Here is a 20,467-nt window from a genome sequence, read left to right as displayed (position 1 = left end):
TTTGCCGCATTAGAGACGGTTCCAGGTGTGACCGCCATGCGACAGTGTGTCGCGTTATGCCGGTTTCTGAGTTTGATTGCGTCACGGAACGTGGTCGACGTCTTTGCCTCAAAAATAATCACGGCGTCGCGGCCGCAAGCGTGATGCCGCGCGACGCATTCGATCTAGCCAGGTTGAACCGATCCCCACGCGCACCATCGAAGCGTACACTTCCGGGCTCGCCGGCCGTCGTGCAGACGATGCGCCTCGCCGGCCCGCCTATGTTCCGTTCGTTCTCATCCGCTATCGGCCTTACATGAAGCTATTCGATTTCTCCTCGTCGACGCTGCGAGCGTTGATGTCCGGCGCGGTGGCGCTGGCCATGTCGTCCACCGCGTTCGCGCATGCGCATCTGATCTCGAGCGTGCCGGCCGCGAACGCCGACGCCGTCGCGCCTACCGACCTGACGATCCATTTCACCGAGCCGCTCGAGCCCGCATTCAGCAAGATCACACTCGCCGATGCAAACGGCAAGCCCGCGACGCCGGGCGCGTCGACGGTCGATAGCGCGGACCCCCGCGTGATGCACCTCGCGCTGCCTCAGTTGACGAGCGGCCGCTATGCGGTGCACTGGATCGCGGTGGCCATCGACGGCCATCGTACTCATGGCGACTTCGCGTTCAACGTCAAATGAACTTCGACGGACTGTGGATCGGGCAGGTCGCAATGGCCGCGCTCATGAACGTCTCGTTCGGCTTCGCCGTCGGCTCGGCGCTACTCGGCGCATGGCTCGCGAGGGACGGGCTCAAGGGCACTTCACCGGCGCGTCCCGGCTGGATGCGCGCGCAACGCTCGATGCTCGCGGCCACCATCGTGCTGGTGCTCGCGGATCTCGGCTGGCTCCTGTATCAGGCGGCGTCGATGAGCGGTGTCGCGTTGTCCGCGGCGTTCGGCGTGGTGCCGACGGTGCTGACGCAAACGCATGTGGGCTATGGCTGGAGCGTCGCGTTCGGCGGCGCACTGGTGCTGCTCGGCACCGCGCTGAGCCATGGCACGGGCATGCTGCGCAATACGCTGCTGTGGCTCGCGGTACTCGCGATCGCGGCGGGTAAGGCGTCGCTCGGTCATGCGGCCGATGCCGGCGTCGTGTCGGCCGCGATCGGCATGCAGACGCTGCACGTGCTCGCAACGAGCGTATGGGGCGGACTCGCGATGGCCTCCGGCCTGGCGGTGCTGCCGGCGCTCGGGGCATCCACCGCGCGGGGCATGCTGATCCGCACGGCGACCCAGGTGTCGAACGTGTCGATCGTCGCGGTCGCGTTGGTGTTGCTGTCGGGCGTCTTCAATGCGGTGCGCGACTCGGGCAGTTCGTTCGAAGCGATTCAGGCGAGCACGTGGGGTCATGTGCTGACGTTGAAGCTCGTGCTGGTCGCGCTCGCGCTGGTGCTCGGCGCGCTGAACCGCACATCGGCGCTGCCACGCCTGCGTCGCACCGCATCGACGATGGATGCGCACACCTTCGTCAACGTGATGTATCTGGAAGCTCTCTTGATGATCGGCGTGTTCGTCGTCGCGGCCGCGTTGTCACACACCGTGCCGGCGTTCGCTGCGCTCGGTTGAACGCGCGGCGCGGCATAGGCGATTGACCAATCGGCGATGGATGCGCGACGGCCGCGCGCGTCCATCGCGCGTCAGTTCTACGACAGCACCCGCGAATGCGCGCCGCGTAAAAAAGCGCCGCACTGCGAAGCCCGCTTACTCGAAGCCGAGGCGATGACCGAGAATCGGCGCGCAGAACAACGCGATCGCGCAGCCCGCGGCCTTGCCTTCGAGTTCGGCGCCGGCCGCGTGCGAGCCGACCATCTGCGTGAGCAGATCGAAGACCTGCGGCAGGCAGTACAGCACCGCCGCGGCGATAAAGCATTTCCCGACCACCGAGATGTTCCATCCGCGCTCGTACGCGAGCATCGCGCCGATGATGCGCAGCACGCCGAACGCAACCAGCGCGCCGACCGCCGCCTGTTCGCGGATCAGATAGTCGGGAAGGAATTCGCCCATGGTGTTCCTCGCTGCATGCGTTGTTGGCATGCATTTCAGCAAGGAGCAGGCCATACGTATGTCCGATACCGAACAAACGTCGCGAAAGCCAGGCGGGATAAGGCTCGGCGGGGAGTGATGCAGGTCGGGGCGGCAGCGCTCGAACGCCGGTTCGGGCCGCCTGGTCCGGGATGTTACGTTACTGCGACGGCCTGAGTGTCACGTGGCCCGCCGGCGGCATTCCGCCTGTTTCGTTCAGGTGTTCAGATCACCATTCGGCGACGCTGCCGTCCTCGTGACGCCACACCGGATTGCGCCAGCGGTGACCGACTTTCGCCATTTCGCGCACCTTCTCTTCGTTGACCTCGATGCCGAGTCCGGGGCCCTGCGGAATCGTCACAAAGCCGTCTTCGTACTTGAAGACTTGCGGATTCTTGATGTAATCGAGCAGGTCGTTGCCCTTGTTGTAGTGGATGCCGAGGCTCTGTTCCTGGATGAACGCGTTGTAGCTGACCGCGTCGATCTGCAGACAGGTTGCGAGCGCGATCGGGCCGAGCGGGCAATGCAGCGCGAGCGCGACGTCGTAGGCTTCCGCCATCGCGGCGATCTTGCGGCACTCGGTGATGCCGCCCGCGTGCGACGCGTCCGGCTGGATGATGTCGACGTAGCCGCCCGACAGGATGTGCTTGAAGTCCCAGCGCGAATAAAGACGCTCGCCGAGCGCGATCGGCGTGTTGGTCTGATTGACGATGTCGCGCAGCGCCTCGGCGTTTTCCGACAGCACCGGCTCTTCGATGAACAGCAGCTTGTACGGGTCGAGTTCCTTGGCGAGCACTTTCGCCATCGGCTTATGCACGCGGCCGTGGAAGTCCACGCCGATTCCGATGTTCGGCCCGACCGCCTCGCGCACCGCCGCGACGTTGTTGATCACGCCTTGCACCTTGTCGAAGGTGTCGATGATCTGCAGCTCTTCCGAGCCGTTCATCTTGACGGCCTTGAAACCGCGCTCGACCACCGCGCGTGCGTTGTTCGCGACATCGCTCGGACGGTCGCCGCCGATCCACGAGTACACCTTGATTTTGTCGCGCACCTGGCCGCCGAGCAGCGCATGCACCGGCACGCCGTGATGCTTGCCCTTGATGTCCCACAGCGCCTGATCGACGCCGGCGATCGCGCTCATCGTGATCGGGCCGCCGCGATAGAAGCCCGCGCGGTACATCACCTGCCAGTGATCCTCGATCAACAGCGGGTCCTTGCCGATCAGATAATCGGACAGTTCCTCGACGGCCGCGGCGACCGTATGCGCGCGGCCTTCCACCACCGGCTCGCCCCAACCGACGATGCCCTCGTCGGTCTCGATCTTGAGGAAGCACCAGCGCGGCGGGACGATGAAGGTTTCGAGCTTGGTGATTTTCATGGTGTGTGTCTCCGGTGTCGATCGAAGTTGGCGCTTTGGCGCTTACTCCGAACCCATGCAAAGCAGGTCTGCGGGCATGCAAAATTTCGGGGAATTCCATGCTACAACAAAACCGCATTAAAATACTATTAATAGTATTATTTGCCACATAGTGGTGAGATCTGGCCGCCTTACCGCGCGCGTTGCGCGACGGGATCATCAACCGCGAGGAGAAAACCATTCCGCACGATCTGCACGGGCGAGTCGCCCAACTGCTGGCGACCGCGATTCTGCGCGGCGACTATGCGCCGGAGTCGATCCTGCCTCGCGAAGCCGAGTTAATGGAGATGTTCGGCGTGAGCCGCACGGTGCTGCGCGAGGCGCTGCGCACGTTGACGTCGAAAGGGCTGATCGAATCGCGGCCGCGCGTGGGTACGCGCGTGCGGGTCAAGTCCGCGTGGAATCTGCTCGATGCCGATCTGCTCGACTGGTATTCGCGCGTCGCCGAGCCGATGGCGTTCGCGCTCAAGCTGCAGGAAATGCGCGAGATGGTCGAACCTTATGCCGCCGGCCTCGCAGCCGCCGCGCACACCGTCGACACGTTGGGCGCGCTTGCGGCCGCGCATACCTCGATGGTGGCGGCGCGCAACGTCGATGAATGGGTGCGCGCGGATCTGCAGTTCCACCTGTGCGTGCTCACCGCGTGCAGCAACGAACTGTTGATCCCGCTTGGCGCGCTGATCGAGCGTACGCTCGAGGCACAATTGCGGCTCAATGCGAAACGCGCCGATGTGTTCAACGCGTCGCTCGCCGAGCACACGGCGGTGTTCGACGCGATTCGCGCCCGCGATGCCGCCGCGGCGTACGCGGCGATGGCGTCATTGCTCGGCGTGACGCGCGGGCGAATCGAAGGCTGAGGCGGACGGCGTCAATCCATCGCCGCATGCGCGACCGACGCGTCCGGTGCCTTGTGCGACGGCCGGATCAGCAGCAACAGCGGGATGACCAGCAGCGTCGCCACGAACATCAGCTTGAAGTCGTTCAGATACGCGATCATCGTGGCCTGCTGCGTGATCGACGCATTCAGCGACGCGATGTCATAGTTCGAGCCGCTGCTGAGCATCGACTGGAGCGCCGGATTGAACGCGGTCACGTTCGCAGCGAGGTCCGCGTGCGAGATCTGCGTGTTGCGCGTCATCAGCGTCTGCACGATCGAAATGCCGATACTGCTGCCGATATTGCGCATCAGGCTATAAGTCGCGGTGCCGTCCGCGCGCAGCTCCGGCGACAGCGTCGAGAACGTCAGCGTGGACAGCGGCACGAACACGAGGCCGAGTCCGAAGCCCTGGATCACGCCGGGCCACACGATGTCCGATGCCGATAGCACGATCGTGTACTGCATCATCTGCCACAGCGCGAACGCCGAAATCAGGAAGCCGCAGAGCAGCAGCAGCCGCGCGTCGACGCGCTTGAGCAGCCGGCCGGCGATCAGCATCGCGACCATCGTGCCGGCACCGCTAGGCGCGGTGACGAGGCCGGTGGTCCCGACCGGATAGCCCATCAGGTTTTGCAGCATCGGCGGCAGCAGCGCACGCGTCGCGTACATCACCGCGCCGATCACGAAGATGAAGAAGGTGCCGGTCGCGAAGTTCGGGTCCTTCAATAAGTTGTACTTGAAAAACGAGCGCTCGCCGACCGTGGCCGTGTGGACCAGAAAAAACGCGAAGCTGATCGCCGCGACGAGCGCCTCGATCACGATCTCGGTCGACGAAAACCAGTCGAGCTGCTCGCCGCGATCGAGCATCGCCTGCAACGCGCCGATCGCGAGGCCGAGCGTGATGAAGCCGAACGCGTCGAACTTCACGTCGTGTTTAGGTTCGCGAGTCGGCAGGAAGGTCGCGACGCCGAACAGTGCGAACGCGCCGATCGGCACGTTGATGAAGAACACCCAGCGCCAGTTGTAGCTATCGGTGAGCCAGCCGCCGAGCGTCGGACCGAGGATCGGCCCGACCATCACGCCCATGCCCCACACGGCCATCGCCTGGCCCTGCTTTTCACGCGGGTTGATGTCGAGCAGGATCGATTGCGACAGCGGCACCAGAGACGCGCCGAAGATCCCTTGCAACAGACGCGACACGACGATCTGCGGCAGCGTCTCGGAGAGTCCGCACAACGCGGAAGACACGGTGAAGCCGCCGATCGCGATCAGCAGCAGCCGCTTCACGCTGAGGCGATCCGCCAGCCAGCCGGTGAGCGGCGTGGCGATCGCGGCGGCGACGATATAGGAGGTCAGCACCCACGTGATCTCGTCCTGCGACGCGGACAGCGTGCCTTGCATATGCGGCAGCGCCACGTTGGCGATCGTGCTGTCGAGCGTCTGGATCAGCGTCGCGAGCATGATCGAAATCGTGATCATCGGCCGGTTGAGCAGCTCAGTGGCGCTCGCCGACGTGGAGGCGGAAGACATGAATGGTGGGGAGGGTCGATATAGTAAGCATGCTTAGTATATCGTCAATACGGGTTGGTGCTATCGGGAGTTGTGCTGAGGATAGAACGCATACGCAGTCGCGCTGTACGCCGAAGCGCTTCCGTATAATTCGCGCATGAAAACCCAATTCGAAGAGCGCTTCGGCTTTCTGATCTCCGACGTCGGCCGGCTGACCGGCAAGCGTTTTGACGATCTCGCGAGGTCGTCGGTCGATCTGACGCGCGCGCAGTGTCGCGTGCTGGCCTATCTCGGCCACTACGGCGACATCAATCAGGCCCGGCTCGCGGATCTGCTCGAGGTCGCGCCGATCTCGGCGGGCCGGCTGCTCGACCGGATGGAGGAGGGCGGCTGGATCGAGCGGACCGCGAATCCGCAGGATCGCCGCGAGCGCCAGGTGCGCATGACGCCGAAAGCTGAGCGCACGCTCGGCAAGGCGCGCAAGGTCGGCGACGAGGTCGCGCTCGAAGCGCTCAATGGTTTCAGCGATGAAGAAGCCGCGCAGTTAATTGCCCTGCTGCAGCGGGTGCGCGGCAATCTGAGCCGGCTCGTGGATCGCTGAAGCGTCGCGGAGTTGGCGCGACGCCGAAGTCTTTCGCGCGAGCCGGGGTTACGTTGAGCTCGCGCTTCAAATCACATTATTTGGATTCCGACGCCGGCGTGGCGCCGCTCGGCGGTACCAGCTCGTAACAGCCCGGCGCCACCGACGTTTTTGCTTTTGCATCCGGCTGCTGCGGATCGATGCATTTGAACGCGCTCTGATCGCGCTGCACGAAGATCGTGTCGGCGGGACCCTTGTTGACCACGGCGACGATCTTGTAGCCGTCCTGCAGCAGCGTCGGGAGCATGGTGGAACTGGCGCGCCATTGACTGTCGGCGGTGCTCGGCGTTTGAGCTTGTGCGGTGAGGGCGGCGGTCGTGCCGGCGAGCGTGAGCGCAGTGGTTGCGGCGAGCGCGACGGTGCGGAGCGTCATTAAGGAACCTCTCGAAGTTGCGACGGAATTGCGGAAGGAAGCCTGTCAGGTCCTGCATCGTAGGCGCGCGTTAGAACCCTAAGAGAGAACTTGCCAGGCTTGCTCGTGACGCTATTCTCTCAATAGAGGAGGTGCCAACAAAACCCGCGGCGCTTCACTGCCCATACCCTGCGACGCCGCTGCTCATCGTTCGTTCCATCAGAAACTCGCGCAACGCACGCTGGCAAGCCATGCTCGCCACCCGCCAAACTCCGAGATATCGGTTCCCGACTGCACGCCATGCGGCTCGCAGAGGAAACCGGAAACCCACGAACCGTCGACGAGTTCGACCTTCCCCAGAACCAACGGAGACGGAACGGTCGAAATAAACGAGCCGAACTCCGCGCTGGGCATTTCCCACACTTCGACAGCAATTTTTGCGCCGCCATCGGTGACGCGCCACAGGCCTGGACGCCTCGTGCCGTCCGCCGACGCAGGCAGCGCCGACAACCGGTATTGCGCGGCAGTCTGAGTGGCCTGCAAGAGCCGCGCGCGTCGGGCAAGCAGATCGCGGTTGAGGGACAAACCTTGCATGTGTGCGCCGCAGACCGCGATCCGCATGCGATCGTGACTCGCCGCGCATCGTTCGCCGCGCGGCTCCGGCTCGACGGTTACGCCTCCGACGCAGTGCACGCCGCTCTTTCGTTGCAGCAGGTCGGCCACACCCAACAGATACTGGTCGGTGAACGCGCGGCCAAAGACGGTCACGCCCCAGGGCAGACCATTCTTCATGAAACCGGTCGGCGTAGCGACGGCGGCATAGTCCAGCAGATTCATGAAGTTCGTGTAATAGCCGAGCAGGGAGTTCGGACCAATGGGGTCGCGCTCCAACTCGTCGAGCGTCACGGCACGCGGATACGTCGGCGTCAGAACGAAATCGAGTGAATCGATCGACGCATCGCAGAGGGCCTTCAATTCCTGCAAGCGGTACTGCGCGCGAAACAGTTCGACCGCGCTCGCGCCGGGTGCCTTCGCCAACACATCGCGAATGACGGGCAAAACCGCAGCGGGTTTCTCCGTCATCAACTCGCCCGCCACGCTATAACGCTCGGCCACCCACGGCCCCTGGTAGAGCAGATTGGCGGCTTCGACAAACGGCGTGAAGTCGATTTCGACAGTTTCACCACCTGCTTCTTCGAGCAACGCGCGCACCTTCGCGAACAGCCCGGGGCTCTCGGAACAGCCGGCGAATTCCAGTTGCGCCGGCACACCGAACCTGAACGCCGTGGGCCTGCCAAACGCGCGTGCCGTATTCCATTGCGGATTCGCGCGGCTGTATGCATCGCGAGGATCGGGGTGCGCGCTCAACGCAAGCAACTCGCTCGCTTCTTCCGCCGTCGCCGTGAAGAACGTCACGCAATCGAGCGTGCGGCACGCGGGCACCACACCCGCGGTGGACAGCAGGCCTTTAGTGGGCTTGAGACCGACGAGATTGTTCAGCGCGGCAGGCACGCGACCGGAACCGGCCGTGTCGGTCCCGAGCGCGAAACTGGCGACGCCGAGCGCGACCGCGAGTGACGACCCCGCGCTCGAGCCGCCCGACGGATAGTCGGGATGCACACTATTGCGACACTTGCCATACGGCGACCGGGTGCCGTTCAGACCGGTCGCAAACTGGTCGAGATTGGCTTTGCCGAGCGGTACCGCGCCGAGCGCGATCAATTGGGCAACGACGCTCGCCGATCGCGACGGCGTGTACGCGAACGCGGGGCACGCGGCGGTCGTCTGAATGCCGGCGAGATCGATGTTGTCCTTGATCATGAACGGAACGCCATAGAGCGGCAGGCTTTCGACCTCCTGCGTGTCGAGCCAGTCGAGGTAGGGCGCGACTTCATCTTCGGTCAGAAGATGGATGAACAGATTGAACGATGGATTGAGCACCGCAGCTTTTTCGAGCAGTTCAGCGACGAGCCTGCGCGGCGTGAGCGTTCCATCACGGTATGCGGCGCGAAGTGTCGGGAGGCGAAGATCGAATGACGAGAATGAAGACATGGTTTGCGTCCAGATAATTAGTGACGTTCGACGACGGCGACGCGTTGCCCCGCGCGCACGGGCGAACCCGGCGCCACGTAGATCTCGCCGACCGTTCCGGCGCACGGCGCACACACCGAGATTTCCATCTTCATCGACTCGATGATGAGCAGCACGTCGCCCGCGTCGACCGCGTCGCCGGTTTTCACCTTGACTTGCCAGAGGCTGCCGGCGATCTCGCTGTCCACGGCGACTTCGCCGTCGTGAAGCGGAGCTAACTGAGTGTCTTCGGTGACCGGTGTCTCGAACGTGACTTCCGAGGTGCCCGCTTCACGCCACCGCTCGCGCTCGGCCTGGAAGGCCGCCTGCTGCCTTGAACGGAACTGCTCGATGCTGGCGGATTCGCTAGCGAGAAACGCCTGATAGTCGGGCAACGAAAGCTCGGACTCTTCGATCCGCAACGGAAAACGCCCAAGCGGAAAGTCCGCGCGGATGCGCAACAGTTCGTCGGCCGATACTTCGTAGAAACGAATCTGGTCGAAGAAGCGCAGCAAATAATGCTGTCCGGCGAAATCCGCGACTTCGCGGTAGCGATTCCACATCTGCAACGTGCGGCCGACGAATTGATAGCCGCCAGGCCCTTCCATGCCATACACGCACAGATACGCGCCGCCGATGCCGACCGAGTTCTCCGCGGTCCACGTACGGGCCGGGTTGTATTTCGTCGTGACCAGCCGGTGACGAGGGTCGAGCGGTGTCGCGACGGGTGCGCCGAGGTACACGTCGCCGAGGCCCATTACCAGATAGCTCGCATCGAAGACGATTTGTCTGACCGCGTCGATGGAGTCGAGGTCGTTGATGCGGCGAATGAATTCGAGGTTGCTCGGGCACCACGGCGCGTTCTTGCGCACGGTGGTCATATATTTTTCGATCGCGAGCTGGCACGCGGGGTCGTCCCATGACAGCGGCAGATGAACGACCCGCGATGGCACGCGCAGATCCTTGTGCAACAAGACCTCGTCCCACGCCCGCGCGACGATGTCGAGCAACCTGGCGAGCGGCAGATCCTCGGGCCGGTAGTGGATCTGCAGCGAACGGATGCCCGGCGTGAGATCGATGACGCCAGTCAGATGCTGCGCTTCGAGGGACTGCATCAGCGCATGTCCGCGAAACCGTGCCACGAGATCGAGCTCCGCTGGACCGATTTCGAGCAGCAGATGTGTGTCGCCGGATACACGTGCGACGAGTCTGTCGCGGTCCGCCCCGGTATCGAGCACGATGGGCGACGTCAGCGATGCTCTTCTTTCGCTCGGCGCACCCGGTGCAATCTCGAGGCTCTCCAGTTCCCGACGACGCTCACGCGCAGCCTCACGCGCTTCTTCGACTTCGACGGGCGCGAAGCGGATCTTGTCGCCTGCTTTCAACTGGCCGATCTGCCAGAGGTCCGCCTCGATGATCGTCACCGGACAGACGAAGCCGCCGAGACTCGGGCCGTCGGGTCCGAGAATCACGGGCATGTCGCCGGTGAAGTCGACGGCGCCGACCGCGTACGGATTATCGTGAATGTTCGACGGATGCAGTCCAGCCTCGCCGCCGTCCTCGCGCGCCCACTCGGGTTTCGGTCCGATCAGGCGCACGCCGGTACGGCTGGAGTTGAAGTGAACCTCCCACTCGGTGTCGAGCAACTGCGCGATATAGCGGGCGCTGAAGTATTCGGGTGCGCCGTGCGGGCCATAGATCACGCGAACGGTGCGCACGCCGTCGAGCGTCGGCGCGTTGACGAGCGCCGCGCCGGCCTGCGCATCGTCGAGCGGATAAAGATGCAGCACGTCGCCCGCGCGGATCGCGCGGCCGCCATGTCCGCCGAACTGGCCGAGCGTAAAGGTGCTGCGGCTGCCGAGATACAGTGCGACGTCGAAGCCGCCGCGCACGCACAGATAAGCGCGCGCGCCCGCGCCACGTATCGTGCCGAGCGCGAGCGTCGAACCCGCCGGCACGTGGAGGCTCGTGTTCAGCGGCTGAGCGACATCGTCGAGCAGCACCGGAATCTGCGCGCCGGTGATGGCGACCACGGCATTCGTGTTGAAGCGCAGCGTCGGCCCGCTCATCGTGACTTCGAGAGCGGCGGCGTCGGCCGCATTGCCGAGCAGGCGATTGCCGAGCCGCATCGCCCGGTCATCCATCGGCCCCGACGGCGGGATGCCGACCGCCCAGTAGCCCAGGCGGCCGGGATAGTCCTGCACCGTCGTCTGCGTGCCGCCGCTGACGACTTCGACCGTGCTGGCCCGATACCTGAGCCCTTCGAGACATCGAGTCCACGGTTCGCCCGACGCAAACGGCCGGTCGCGCAGAATCTGGCGCAGATAGTCGCGATTGGTCTCGACGCCGTAGAGTCGGGTGTCGCGCAGCGCATCGTCGAGCGCATCGAGCGCTTCATCGCGAGTCGGCGACCACGCGATCACTTTCGCGAGCATCGGGTCGAAGTACGGCGGCACCTCGCAACCTGCCTCGATCCATGTATCGATGCGCAATGCGCGCCCGTCAGCGTGCGGGAACGCGACATCGGTCAAGAGGCCCGGACTCGGTTTGAAATCACGCCCCGGATCTTCCGCGTAGAGCCGCGCCTGGATCGCGTGCCCTCGCGGCGTTAGACTCGCCGCCAGGTCCTTCAGGGGCGCGAGCGTGCCGGCCGCCAGTTCGATCATCCAACGCACGAGATCTACGCCCCACACCTGTTCGGTGACGCCGTGCTCGACCTGCAGACGCGTATTGACTTCGAGGAAGTAGAACTGTTCGGCGGCGCTGTCGTACACGAATTCGACGGTGCCGGCGGAGCGATAGTCGACGGCTTTCGCGAGCTTGACCGCTGCCTCGCAGAGCGCGGCCTGAATGCCGTCCGGCAGGCAGGGGGCGGGCGTTTCCTCGAGCACCTTCTGATTGCGCCGCTGCACCGAGCAGTCACGCACGCCAAGCGCGAGCGCGTCGCCTTTGCCATCGCCGAATACCTGCACTTCCAGATGCCGCGCCCGTTCGATGTACTTCTCCAGAAACACGCCGGCATCGCTGAAATTGTTCTCGCCGAGGCGCTTCACGGCATCGAAATGAGCGCGGAGTTCGGCGGCGTTCCAGCACACCCGCATGCCGATGCCGCCGCCGCCCGCGGTGCTCTTCAGCATCACCGGATAGCCGATGCCCTGTGCCGCCGCGAGCGCCGCCGGCAAGTCCGCGAGCAGCCCGGTGCCTTCGAGCATCGGCACCCCTTCGTTGGCCGCGATTTCGCGGGCCGTGTGCTTGAGGCCGAACGCGCGAAGCTGCGCGGGTGTCGGTCCGATGAACGCGATGCCGGCCGCTTCGCAGGCTTCGCCGAACGCCGCGTTCTCCGATAAGAAGCCGTAGCCGGGATGGATCGCCTGTACGCCTTCGCGACGCGCAATCGCGAGGATCTTGTCCACGTCGAGATAAGTCAGCGCGGCCGGACCCTCGCCGAGCGCATGCGCGACAGGCGCTTCGCTGACGTGGCGGCTCGCTCGGTCGGCTTCCGCATAGATGGCGACGCCGGTGACGTCGAGTTCGCGCAACGTCCTGAGAATGCGGCACGCGATAGCGCCGCGATTGGCGATCAGAATCTTCTCGAACATGGAAGGTGTGTTGATTCGGAGGCGGGCCGTCCCGCCGTGGGAATGGCCGGCCGTGGTCGTCCACGGCCGAAGTCGCGTCAGCGTTGCGTCTGGGTCAGTTCTTCGCGCGTACGGCTGAAGTACCGGCCCGAGCGAACCAGCATGAGGAGAAAAAGCCAGTGGCGGATGCGCTTCAATTCCATATCAGCAGCTCGGCGGGCGTCGGGTTGTAGGCGTTGCACGGATTGTTCAGCTGCGGGCAGTTGGAGATCAGTACGATCACGTCCATCTCCGCGCGCAATTCGACGTATTTGCCCGGCGCGGAAATGCCGTCTTCGAAGCTGAGCCCGCCCGTGGCCGTGACCGGCACGTTCATGAAGAAGTTGACGTTCGCGCCGATGTCCTGCTTCGACAGGCGGCCGTCATGTGCGCAGGCACGCAGGAAGTTGTCGCGGCAGCTGTGCATGTAGCGCTTCTCCAGTGCGTAGCGCACCGTGTTGCTCTCCTGCGCGCAGGCGCCGCCGAGCGTATCGTGGCGGCCGCACGTGTCGGCGACGATCGTCAGCATCGGATTGCCGAGGTTCGAGTACAGCACGGAGCCCGAGGTCAGGTAGAGGCTCTTTTGCCGGCACAACGTGCGTTGCGGGTCGAAACGCTCGCGCGGATCGGCGAGGCTGTAGAACAGCGTGTCGACCGCCTGGTTGCCTTCGAGATCGACGATGCGCAGCGTTTGCCCGGCCTTCACCTCGTGAAGCCACGGCTCGCCGGCGGCGAGTGTCTCGCGATAGACCGCGGTTTCCGGACGTTTGTCGCTGACGATAAGCGTGCTGATCATAAGCGTGGCCTTCGCTCAAAGAAAGAAGCGTTCTGTGTTGATGAAACCGCGTGCGTTCTCTTCGCATGCGGTGCGGCAAACTTCGGCGACCTCGGGCCGCGCGTCGCTCAATTCGAGCTTGACCGGCCTCGGCGCGTACTCGGGGTTCGGGTCGAGCGGGTGCTGGATCGCGGTGAGCACGACAAGCGTGTTCATCGGTGAGTAGAGTTCGACGTAGTCGCCGGCTTTCGAGTTTCCTGGCACGAAACTGAGCACGCCGTCGTCGCTGACATCGACACGGCTGAACAGGTTGAGCGTCATCAGCAGGTCAGTGATGCCGAGTCCCCACTTGCCCATTTCGACGAGCAGGTTGTCCGTGCCGTTGCGATAGAACGCGTTGCGCAGCTCCTGGTAGCGGCCTGCGCCGTATCGTTCGCGGACCTCGTCGGCATTCGACACACCGCCGATGCTGTCGTGCCAGCCACAGGTATCCGCGACGATCGCGGCAAGCACGCGGCCCATGTCGGAGTACAGGCAGTGCCCGACCGTGAGCCTGGCCGTGTGCTGGCACTTCAACGAATCCGGCAGATTGAGCCGTTCGCTCTTTTCCGTCGCATTGACCATCATCACGCTGACGTTCGCGCCGCCGCGCAGGTCGGTAACGCGCAGCGATTGACCGCGCTTGACGATCAGCGATGTATGACCACCACCTGGAACGGTTTCTTCAAGCAATAAGGTCGTATCTGAGTTCATACCTGAGTTCCCTTCAGTCGGAGACCAGTTCGATATGCGATGCGCCTCGCACGGCAGCCTCGGCGATATGCACGGCGGACCTGGAATCGCGGCTATGGTCGAGCGGAATGTTGTAGGTGATGCGCGCGCCATAGGCGCCCGGCGCCTGCGGGTCAACGCGCACCTTGTCGAAAACCAGCACGCGGCTTCCCAACGTGAAGCCCTCTTTCAGGTCATGCGTGACCATGAAAATCGTGAGCTTCGCTTCGCGCCACAGGCTGGAGAGCAGCTCATGCATGTCCTTGCGGATGCCGGGATCGAGCGCGCCGAACGGTTCGTCGAGCAGCAGCACGCGAGGCTTCATCGTCAGCGCCTGCGCGATCGCGAGGCGTTGCTGCATGCCGCCCGACAACTGCTGCGGAAACTTGTTCAACGCAGCGCCCAAACCGACGCGCTCGAGCATGGCCGCTGCCTCGTCTCGCGCCACGCGCCGACGGGCACCGAATAGCCGGCCGGTGAACTTCGCCTGTGGAAGCTCCAGCCCCAGCATCACGTTGCGCAACACGCTCAGATGGTCGAACACCGAGTAGCGTTGAAACACGACGCCGCGATGTCTGTCCGGTTCGGCGGGCAGCGGTTTGCCGTCCAGCAGGATCTCGCCGCGCGTCGCGCGCTCCTGACCCAGCAGCAGGCGCAGAAACGTCGACTTGCCGCAGCCGGACGCGCCGACCATCGAACAGAACTCGCCTTCCTTGACGGTCAGATTCAAACGCTCGAGCACGACCTGGTCGCCGTACTCTTTCCAGACGTTGCGGACTTCGATCATCGCGCGCCTCCGTACCACGGGAAGCACCATTGCGTGATCCGGCGCAGCAGCTCGTCGGTGAGCCATGCGAGCAGCGTGATCCACGCGACGTACGGCAGGATCAGATCCATCGACAGATAGCGGCGCACGAGAAAGATGCGGTAGCCGAGGCCGTCGGTCGACGCGATCGCTTCGGCGGCGATCAGAAAGAGCCACGCCGCGCCGAGAGACAGACGCGTCGCCACTAGCAGACGCGGCAGCAGTTGCGGCAGCACCAGACGCAGAATCAGCGTCCAGCTGGTGGCGCCGAGCGTCTGCGCCTTGACCCACAGCTCGACCGGAATCTCGCGGGCGCGAGCATGCAGATCGCGAATGATCACCGGCGTGATGCCGACGACGATCAGCACGACCTTCGACAACTCGTCGAGCCCGAACACGATGAACAGGACCGGCAGCACCGCCAGCGGCGGCACCATCGAGATCACGGTGATGAATGGCGAGAGCGTCGCGCTGACGAGCGGCAACGAACCGGTCGCGATCGCGGCTACCAGTGCGATCACGGCACTGACGACAAGGCCGATGCCGAGCCGCCGCAAGCTCGACAGCGTGTCGGTCCACAACAGATACTCGCCGGTGCGCTTGTCCTCGGTGAAGGCGGCCGACTTCACCGCGTCGCTCATTTGCGCCGCACTCGGCAGCAGCTTGTCATCGGGATTGAGCGAGAGTCGCATCGAGGACCCGGTGAAGTAGACCGCGAACAGCAGGACGAACGGCAGCAGAAGCAGCATCAAGCCGCCGATCCGGCTCGGATGTCGATTGACGAGTCGCATGGTGAGCGCCTGGTTGGAAAGCTGGGATGCGAGCCCGGCATGCGAGCTCGCAGCGAGAGCCTGGAAGGTCCGTCTCAGAGCTTGCCCGCGGCCGCCATCGCGACGTAGGTCGGATCGAAACGCAGCTTGACGTTGTTCTTGTTGCCGACGACGACGCCCTTGTCGAACGCCATGCCGACCGCGTCCGCGCTCTTCGCGTCCTGGCCGAGCAGGCCGTGATCGAAAGAGAACTTCGCGACGCGCGTCATGATCTTCGGCATGTCGGCGCTGGTGATGAAGTCGAGCGCCGCTTGCGGCGAATAGAAGAGGGCGGTCGTCGAAAGTTGGCCCTTGAAGTTGGCGAGGTCGGTGCCCGAGGCCTTCGCCATCGCGGTCAGCGCGGACGTGCTGGCCGCGGAGTCGGTGTGCATCAGCGCGACCATTTCGAACCATGCACCGGTCAGCGCCTTGCCGAGGGCGGGGTTCTGCTGCAACGTCTTCGTGTTGACGACCATCATGTCCATGATTTCGCCGGGGATCTTGCTGGAGTCGAAGACTTCGCTGACGTTCGGCTGCGACTTCAGGTCCGCGAGCATCGGATTCCAGGTGACCGCGTTGTGAACCGTGGGGGTCGCGAATGCGCCCGAGATGTCGGCATCCGAGGTGTTCACGACCTTGAGGTCGCGCTCGCTCATGTGAGCGCTTTCGAGCGCGCGTGCGAGCAGGTAGTGGGAGACGGAGAACTGCACGAGGTTGATCTGTTGGCCCTTCAGGTCGGCGATCTGCTTGCCTTTGCCCTTCATCAGTACGCCGTCGTTGCCGTTCGAGTAGTCGCTGACGATCAGGGCCGTCGAATCCACGCCGCCGGAGGCGGGAATCGTGAGCGCGTCCATGTTGGTCATCGCGCAGCCGTCGAACTTGCCGGCCGTGTACTGATTGATGGACTCGACGTAGTCGTTCAGCTGCACGACATCGACGTTGATGCCGTATTTCCTGGCCCATTTGGACACGATGCCCTGGGTTTTCGCCTCACCCCATGGCATCCAGCCGGCGTAGATGGTCCAGCAGACCTTGAAGTCGTTGCGGCCCGCGGCGAACGTGGGGCTCGAGGCGAAGGTGGCGAGGGAGACGGCGGCGATGCCAAGACAGCGAACGAGCTTGAACATGGGTTGACCTCGGAGGGGACGGTTAGCGACGGCAGGGAGCAGCGCAAACATCGCGTTCTCTCCCGGGCTTTTGTCCCGCCGTGTAACCTCGCCTGAGGTCGACAGCTCTCGGACCAGCACCTGCGTGAAGCAGGCCGGAACCCTAGCCGTCCATTTCCAGATTGTCTGTCGAACCGGAGGTTGCGCCGGCTCCTTGCGCGCTCTTTAAAGCGGGAAGTGTGCCAGGGGCCATACCGCGGGTTGGTCGTTAGCTTTGTGCGGCGAAGGGCAAGTTTTTGCCCTGGGGCGGGGAAGGTGTGCACTGATGTGTGTCAGGGAGTGCACTCGATTCGGGCGTGAGAGGACGGGTATCCGACTCAGCGATGCCAGATAAGATGCAACGGTCGTAGCGGGCTGCCTTGCTGCTCGCATGCGTCTGCGCCATTCGAACGTGTTATTTGATGCCATCCCTATCGAATGCGAAACGAACCGCAAGTCAATGTCGTCCGGCAGATTCCACGCAGCGTGTGGGTTCTAGGATGTGTGAGTCTTTTCATGGACATCTCATCCGAAATCATCCACAGCCTGCTGCCGATGTTTCTGCTGGCAAGCCTTGGCGCCGGCGCCGGCACGATTGGGCTCATCGAGGGCATCGCGGAGGCTACGGCCCAGATGGTCAAGGTGTTTTCGGGAACGCTGAGTGACTACCTCGGCAATCGAAAGTGGCTCGCCGTAGCCGGGTATTCGCTCGGCGCAATGAGCAAGCCGCTTTTTGCCATTGCGTCCTCGGTTGGAGTCGTGGTGACGGCGCGTGTCATTGACCGTGTCGGCAAGGGCATTCGCGGTGCGCCTCGCGATGCACTCATCGCAGATGTCACGCCGCAGCACCTGCGTGGCGCGGCCTTCGGCCTGCGCCAGTCGCTCGATACGGTCGGTGCGTTCCTCGGACCGCTGCTGGCCGTTCTCATCATGCTGATATGGGCAGGTAATTTTCGGCTTGCCTTCTGGCTTGCCGTCATTCCCGGTGTGCTCGCGGTTGCGCTGTTGACGTTTGGTATCACGGAGCCTGAGCACGAGCCTCGCGCCAAAAGAAGCGATCCTGTGCGGTGGCGGAGTCTCAGGGAGCTTGGTTTGGACTACTGGTGGGTCGTGGGGATAGGCGCTGTTTTCGCGTTGGCGCGATTCAGCGAGGCTTTTCTGGTTCTTCGTGCGATGGGCAGCGGCGTACCGATTGCGCTCGTTCCGCTGGTCATGGTGGCAATGAATGTCGTCTACGCGCTGTCCGCTTATCCGTTCGGCAAGCTCGCGGACACGATGCGGCATACACGGCTGCTGATAGGTGGTCTGATCGTGTTGATTGGCGCCGACCTCGTGCTGGCACACGGCACCCGCTGGAGCGTAGTCGTCGTGGGCGTGGCGCTGTGGGGGCTGCACATGGGGATGACGCAAGGCCTGCTCGCCACGATGGTCGCGCACACGGCACCTGCGCATCTGCGCGGGACTGCGTTTGGTTGCTTCAATCTGCTGAGCGGCATCGTGACGCTGGTTTCGAGCGTTATCGCAGGCCAGTTGTGGGAACGTCTGGGCGCAGCCACGACCTTTTATGCGGGCGCAGCCTTCGGTCTGGTGACCGTGGTGGTGCTGCTCTTTCACCCGACACCGGCCGAATCGCGTAACGACCTCAGCTGACGTGGCCTATCCGGGGTCGTCAGGCTTCGTGGCAGCGTTTCAAAACAAAAAAGCCGCTGTCCTTGTGGGACAGCGGCTTTTTCTTGAAGCTGGTGGCGAATCAGGGACTCGAACCCCGGACCTGCGGATTATGATTCCGTCGCTCTAACCGACTGAGCTAATTCGCCGAAAGAAGCGAGATTATGCTGGGGCAGCCGGAGGCTGTCAACCCCCCGGCTCACAACTTTTTCAGATAGCCCCGGCTGTCGGTCCACTCAATCCTTCGCGTAGATATCCGAGTCCTTGGTTTCGCGCACGAACAGCATGCCGATCACGAAGGTGACCAATGCGATGATGATCGGATACCAGAGCCCCGAGTAGATGTTGCCCTTCGCCGCGACGATCGCGAACGCGGTGGCCGGCAGGAAGCCGCCGAACCAGCCATTGCCGATGTGATATGGCAGCGACATCGACGTATAACGGATGCGCGTCGGGAACATCTCGACCAGCATCGCCGCGATCGGCCCGTAGACCATCGTCACGTAGATCACGAGGATCGTCAGGATCACGATGCTCATCGGCCAGTTGATCTGAGCCGGATCGGCCTTTGGCGGGTAGCCGGCGGCCTTCAGCGTCGCGGCGAGCGTCTTCTCGAACGTCTTGGCTTGCTCCTTCGCGTCGGCGGCGCGGCCGTCGAACGTGTTGACGACCGTATCGCCCACGCGGATCTGCGCGATCGTGCCGGCAGGCGCCGCGACGTTGTCGTAGTTCAGGCCGGCTCGCGACAGCGCGCCCTTCGCGATGTCGCATGAGCTCGTGAACTTCGCCGTGCCCACCGGGTTGAACTGGAACGAGCACTCGGCCGGATCGGCGATCACGACGATCGGCGACTTCGCGGTTGCCGCTTCGAGCGCCGGGTTCGTGTAGTGCGTGAGCGCCTTGAACAGCGGGAAGTAGGTGAGTGCGGCGATCAGCAGGCCGGCCATGATGATCGGCTTGCGGCCGATGCGATCCGACAGCGAGCCGAAGAACAGGAAGAACGGCGTGCCGATCAGCAGCGCGAGCGCGATCATGATGTTGGCGCTCGAACCGTCGACCCTCAGCGTCTGCGTGAGGAAGAACAGCGTGTAGAACTGGCCCGTGTACCAGACGACAGCCTGGCCGGCCGTCAGGCCGAGCAGCGCGAGAATCACGACCTTCAGATTCTTCCATTGGCCGAACGCTTCGGAAAGCGGCGCCTTCGAGGTCTTGCCCTCGGCCTTGATGCGCGCGAACACTGGCGACTCATGCAGTTGCAGGCGAATCCACACCGACACCGCGAGCAGCAGGATCGACAGGACGAACGGAATGCGCCAGCCCCAGGCGCCGAACGCGTCTTCGCCCATGAACGTGCGAACGCCGAGAATCACGAGCAGCGACAGGAACAGACCGAGCGTGGCGGTGGTCTGGATCCATGCGGTGTAGAAGCCGCGGCGGTTCGCCGGCGCGTGTTCGGCCACGTAGGTCGCGGCGCCGCCGTACTCGCCGCCGAGCGCGAGACCCTGCAGCAGGCGCATCGCGATGAAGAGCACCGGCGAGGCGATGCCGATCGCCGCGTAGCCCGGCAGGAAGCCGACGAGAAACGTCGACAAGCCCATGATGACGATCGTGATCAGGAACGTGTACTTGCGCCCGACCATGTCGCCGAGCCGCCCGAATACGATCGCGCCGAACGGCCGCACCGCGAAGCCCGCCGCGAAGCTGAGCAGCGTGAAGATGAACGCCGCGGTCGGATTGACGCCGGAGAAGAAGCTCTTGCTGATGAAGGCCGCAAGCGAGCCGGCCAGATAAAAGTCATACCACTCGAAAACCGTACCCAGCGACGATGCGAAGATCACCCGCTTCTCATCGCGCGTCATCGGCACGCGCGAGAATTGCCCGCCAACGGTAGCCATATGTCGTCTCCAATATTGATATACACGCGGATCGCCGGCGCAGGCGTTCCCGTGCAACCGAT

General features: G+C 63.8%; 17 protein-coding genes, 1 tRNA gene and 1 riboswitch. Of the genes, 5 read left to right on the top strand and 13 right to left on the bottom strand.

Translation table 11 applies throughout. From position 1 onward, the window contains the following. Nucleotides 1-295 precede the first annotated feature (295 nt). Both copC and HDG39_RS14120 read left to right on the top strand, forming a co-directional pair. Nucleotides 296-673 (top strand): copper homeostasis periplasmic binding protein CopC, encoded by a 378-nt coding sequence (gene copC / locus HDG39_RS14125; RefSeq protein ID WP_184006490.1) that lies wholly within the window; start codon nucleotides 296-298, stop codon nucleotides 671-673. Then, entirely contained in the window at nucleotides 670-1,599 is a 930-nt protein-coding gene (locus tag HDG39_RS14120) for a CopD family protein (protein ID WP_184006489.1), read from the top strand. Before copC ends, HDG39_RS14120 begins: the two co-directional genes overlap by 4 nt. 135 nt (nucleotides 1,600-1,734) lie before the next feature. On the opposite strand, the gene HDG39_RS14115 is transcribed toward HDG39_RS14120, so the two are convergent. Together HDG39_RS14115 and dgoD are read right to left on the bottom strand one after the other, a co-directional pair. Continuing rightward, a complete protein-coding gene (locus HDG39_RS14115) occupies nucleotides 1,735-2,037 on the bottom strand; it encodes a hypothetical protein (RefSeq protein WP_184006488.1) in 303 nt (100 codons plus the stop codon). Nucleotides 2,038-2,284: 247 nt separating this feature from the next. Then, nucleotides 2,285-3,433, bottom strand: a complete 1,149-nt coding sequence (dgoD, locus tag HDG39_RS14110; protein ID WP_018421739.1) for a galactonate dehydratase — start codon at nucleotides 3,431-3,433, stop codon at nucleotides 2,285-2,287. Between the two features lie 182 nt (nucleotides 3,434-3,615). On the opposite strand from dgoD, the gene HDG39_RS14105 reads away from it, so the two are divergent. Next, nucleotides 3,616-4,329, top strand: coding sequence for a FadR/GntR family transcriptional regulator (locus HDG39_RS14105; protein ID WP_184006487.1), 714 nt, complete (start codon nucleotides 3,616-3,618; stop codon nucleotides 4,327-4,329). A gap of 11 nt (nucleotides 4,330-4,340) precedes the next feature. On the opposite strand, the gene HDG39_RS14100 is transcribed toward HDG39_RS14105, so the two are convergent. Continuing rightward, nucleotides 4,341-5,810: a DHA2 family efflux MFS transporter permease subunit gene (locus HDG39_RS14100; RefSeq protein ID WP_409259175.1), complete on the bottom strand. Its 1,470-nt coding sequence runs from the start codon at nucleotides 5,808-5,810 to the stop codon at nucleotides 4,341-4,343. A gap of 205 nt (nucleotides 5,811-6,015) precedes the next feature. Between HDG39_RS14100 and HDG39_RS14095 the strand changes: the two genes are divergently transcribed. Then, on the top strand, nucleotides 6,016-6,459 hold the full coding sequence (locus HDG39_RS14095) for a MarR family winged helix-turn-helix transcriptional regulator (protein ID WP_018421735.1): 444 nt from the start codon (nucleotides 6,016-6,018) through the stop codon (nucleotides 6,457-6,459). A gap of 76 nt (nucleotides 6,460-6,535) precedes the next feature. Here the strand turns inward: HDG39_RS14095 and HDG39_RS14090 are convergent, their stop codons facing one another. The 8 genes from HDG39_RS14090 to HDG39_RS14055 form a co-directional block, all read right to left on the bottom strand. After that, nucleotides 6,536-6,871 carry a hypothetical protein gene (locus HDG39_RS14090; protein ID WP_184006486.1) on the bottom strand — a complete coding sequence of 112 codons (336 nt, stop codon included), beginning with the start codon at nucleotides 6,869-6,871 and terminating at the stop codon, nucleotides 6,536-6,538. Between the two features lie 198 nt (nucleotides 6,872-7,069). Further along, nucleotides 7,070-8,902 carry an allophanate hydrolase gene (gene atzF, locus HDG39_RS14085; RefSeq protein WP_184006485.1) on the bottom strand — a complete coding sequence of 611 codons (1,833 nt, stop codon included), beginning with the start codon at nucleotides 8,900-8,902 and terminating at the stop codon, nucleotides 7,070-7,072. Between the two features lie 17 nt (nucleotides 8,903-8,919). Next, nucleotides 8,920-12,519, bottom strand: a complete 3,600-nt coding sequence (gene uca / locus HDG39_RS14080) for an urea carboxylase (protein ID WP_184006484.1) — start codon at nucleotides 12,517-12,519, stop codon at nucleotides 8,920-8,922. 172 nt (nucleotides 12,520-12,691) lie between these two features. Continuing rightward, nucleotides 12,692-13,333: an urea amidolyase associated protein UAAP2 gene (locus tag HDG39_RS14075; RefSeq protein ID WP_184006483.1), complete on the bottom strand. Its 642-nt coding sequence runs from the start codon at nucleotides 13,331-13,333 to the stop codon at nucleotides 12,692-12,694. Nucleotides 13,334-13,348: 15 nt separating this feature from the next. After that, nucleotides 13,349-14,065, bottom strand: coding sequence for an urea amidolyase associated protein UAAP1 (locus HDG39_RS14070; RefSeq protein WP_184006482.1), 717 nt, complete (start codon nucleotides 14,063-14,065; stop codon nucleotides 13,349-13,351). 13 nt (nucleotides 14,066-14,078) lie between these two features. Next, nucleotides 14,079-14,870: an ABC transporter ATP-binding protein gene (locus HDG39_RS14065; RefSeq protein ID WP_184006481.1), complete on the bottom strand. Its 792-nt coding sequence runs from the start codon at nucleotides 14,868-14,870 to the stop codon at nucleotides 14,079-14,081. Next, complete coding sequence (locus tag HDG39_RS14060; RefSeq protein ID WP_184006480.1) at nucleotides 14,867-15,679, bottom strand: ABC transporter permease; 813 nt, start codon at nucleotides 15,677-15,679, stop codon at nucleotides 14,867-14,869. The genes HDG39_RS14065 and HDG39_RS14060 overlap by 4 nt, the downstream gene beginning before the upstream one ends. Nucleotides 15,680-15,753: 74 nt before the next feature. Continuing rightward, a complete protein-coding gene (locus HDG39_RS14055) occupies nucleotides 15,754-16,824 on the bottom strand; it encodes a putative urea ABC transporter substrate-binding protein (RefSeq protein ID WP_184006479.1) in 1,071 nt (356 codons plus the stop codon). Nucleotides 16,825-16,881: 57 nt separating this feature from the next. Further along, nucleotides 16,882-16,981: riboswitch (guanidine-I (ykkC/yxkD leader) on the bottom strand. Between the two features lie 299 nt (nucleotides 16,982-17,280). On the opposite strand from HDG39_RS14055, the gene HDG39_RS14050 reads away from it, so the two are divergent. Further along, nucleotides 17,281-18,492, top strand: a complete 1,212-nt coding sequence (locus tag HDG39_RS14050; RefSeq protein WP_184006478.1) for an MFS transporter — start codon at nucleotides 17,281-17,283, stop codon at nucleotides 18,490-18,492. 90 nt (nucleotides 18,493-18,582) lie between these two features. Here the strand turns inward: HDG39_RS14050 and HDG39_RS14045 are convergent. Further along, nucleotides 18,583-18,659 (bottom strand) — tRNA-Met (locus HDG39_RS14045). Between the two features lie 87 nt (nucleotides 18,660-18,746). Further along, entirely contained in the window at nucleotides 18,747-20,405 is a 1,659-nt protein-coding gene (locus HDG39_RS14040) for an MFS transporter (RefSeq protein WP_184006477.1), read from the bottom strand. Nucleotides 20,406-20,467 lie beyond the last annotated feature (62 nt).

This window comes from Paraburkholderia lebeckiae (genome assembly GCF_014201005.1).
GTDB classification, from domain to species: domain Bacteria; phylum Pseudomonadota; class Gammaproteobacteria; order Burkholderiales; family Burkholderiaceae; genus Paraburkholderia; species Paraburkholderia tuberum.
Note: the sequence above shows the minus strand (reverse complement) of the source record. Positions and strands in the feature narration are given on the sequence as shown.

Excerpts from the sequence above, each read along its gene's own strand:
- HDG39_RS14095 (WP_018421735.1), top strand. The coding sequence starts at position 6,016 with ATGAAAACCCAATTCGAAGAGCGCTTCGGCTTTCTGATCTCCGACGTC.
- uca (WP_184006484.1), bottom strand. The coding sequence starts at position 12,519 with ATGTTCGAGAAGATTCTGATCGCCAATCGCGGCGCTATCGCGTGCCGC.
- HDG39_RS14120 (WP_184006489.1), top strand. The coding sequence starts at position 670 with ATGAACTTCGACGGACTGTGGATCGGGCAGGTCGCAATGGCCGCGCTC.
- HDG39_RS14100 (WP_409259175.1), bottom strand. The coding sequence starts at position 5,810 with ATGCTCGCGACGCTGATCCAGACGCTCGACAGCACGATCGCCAACGTG.
- HDG39_RS14060 (WP_184006480.1), bottom strand. The coding sequence starts at position 15,679 with ATGCGACTCGTCAATCGACATCCGAGCCGGATCGGCGGCTTGATGCTG.
- HDG39_RS14090 (WP_184006486.1), bottom strand. The coding sequence starts at position 6,871 with ATGACGCTCCGCACCGTCGCGCTCGCCGCAACCACTGCGCTCACGCTC.
- HDG39_RS14055 (WP_184006479.1), bottom strand. The coding sequence starts at position 16,824 with ATGTTCAAGCTCGTTCGCTGTCTTGGCATCGCCGCCGTCTCCCTCGCC.
- dgoD (WP_018421739.1), bottom strand. The coding sequence starts at position 3,433 with ATGAAAATCACCAAGCTCGAAACCTTCATCGTCCCGCCGCGCTGGTGC.
- HDG39_RS14115 (WP_184006488.1), bottom strand. The coding sequence starts at position 2,037 with ATGGGCGAATTCCTTCCCGACTATCTGATCCGCGAACAGGCGGCGGTC.
- HDG39_RS14070 (WP_184006482.1), bottom strand. The coding sequence starts at position 14,065 with ATGAACTCAGATACGACCTTATTGCTTGAAGAAACCGTTCCAGGTGGT.
- copC (WP_184006490.1), top strand. The coding sequence starts at position 296 with ATGAAGCTATTCGATTTCTCCTCGTCGACGCTGCGAGCGTTGATGTCC.
- HDG39_RS14075 (WP_184006483.1), bottom strand. The coding sequence starts at position 13,333 with ATGATCAGCACGCTTATCGTCAGCGACAAACGTCCGGAAACCGCGGTC.
- atzF (WP_184006485.1), bottom strand. The coding sequence starts at position 8,902 with ATGTCTTCATTCTCGTCATTCGATCTTCGCCTCCCGACACTTCGCGCC.
- HDG39_RS14040 (WP_184006477.1), bottom strand. The coding sequence starts at position 20,405 with ATGGCTACCGTTGGCGGGCAATTCTCGCGCGTGCCGATGACGCGCGAT.
- HDG39_RS14065 (WP_184006481.1), bottom strand. The coding sequence starts at position 14,870 with ATGATCGAAGTCCGCAACGTCTGGAAAGAGTACGGCGACCAGGTCGTG.
- HDG39_RS14050 (WP_184006478.1), top strand. The coding sequence starts at position 17,281 with ATGCGAAACGAACCGCAAGTCAATGTCGTCCGGCAGATTCCACGCAGC.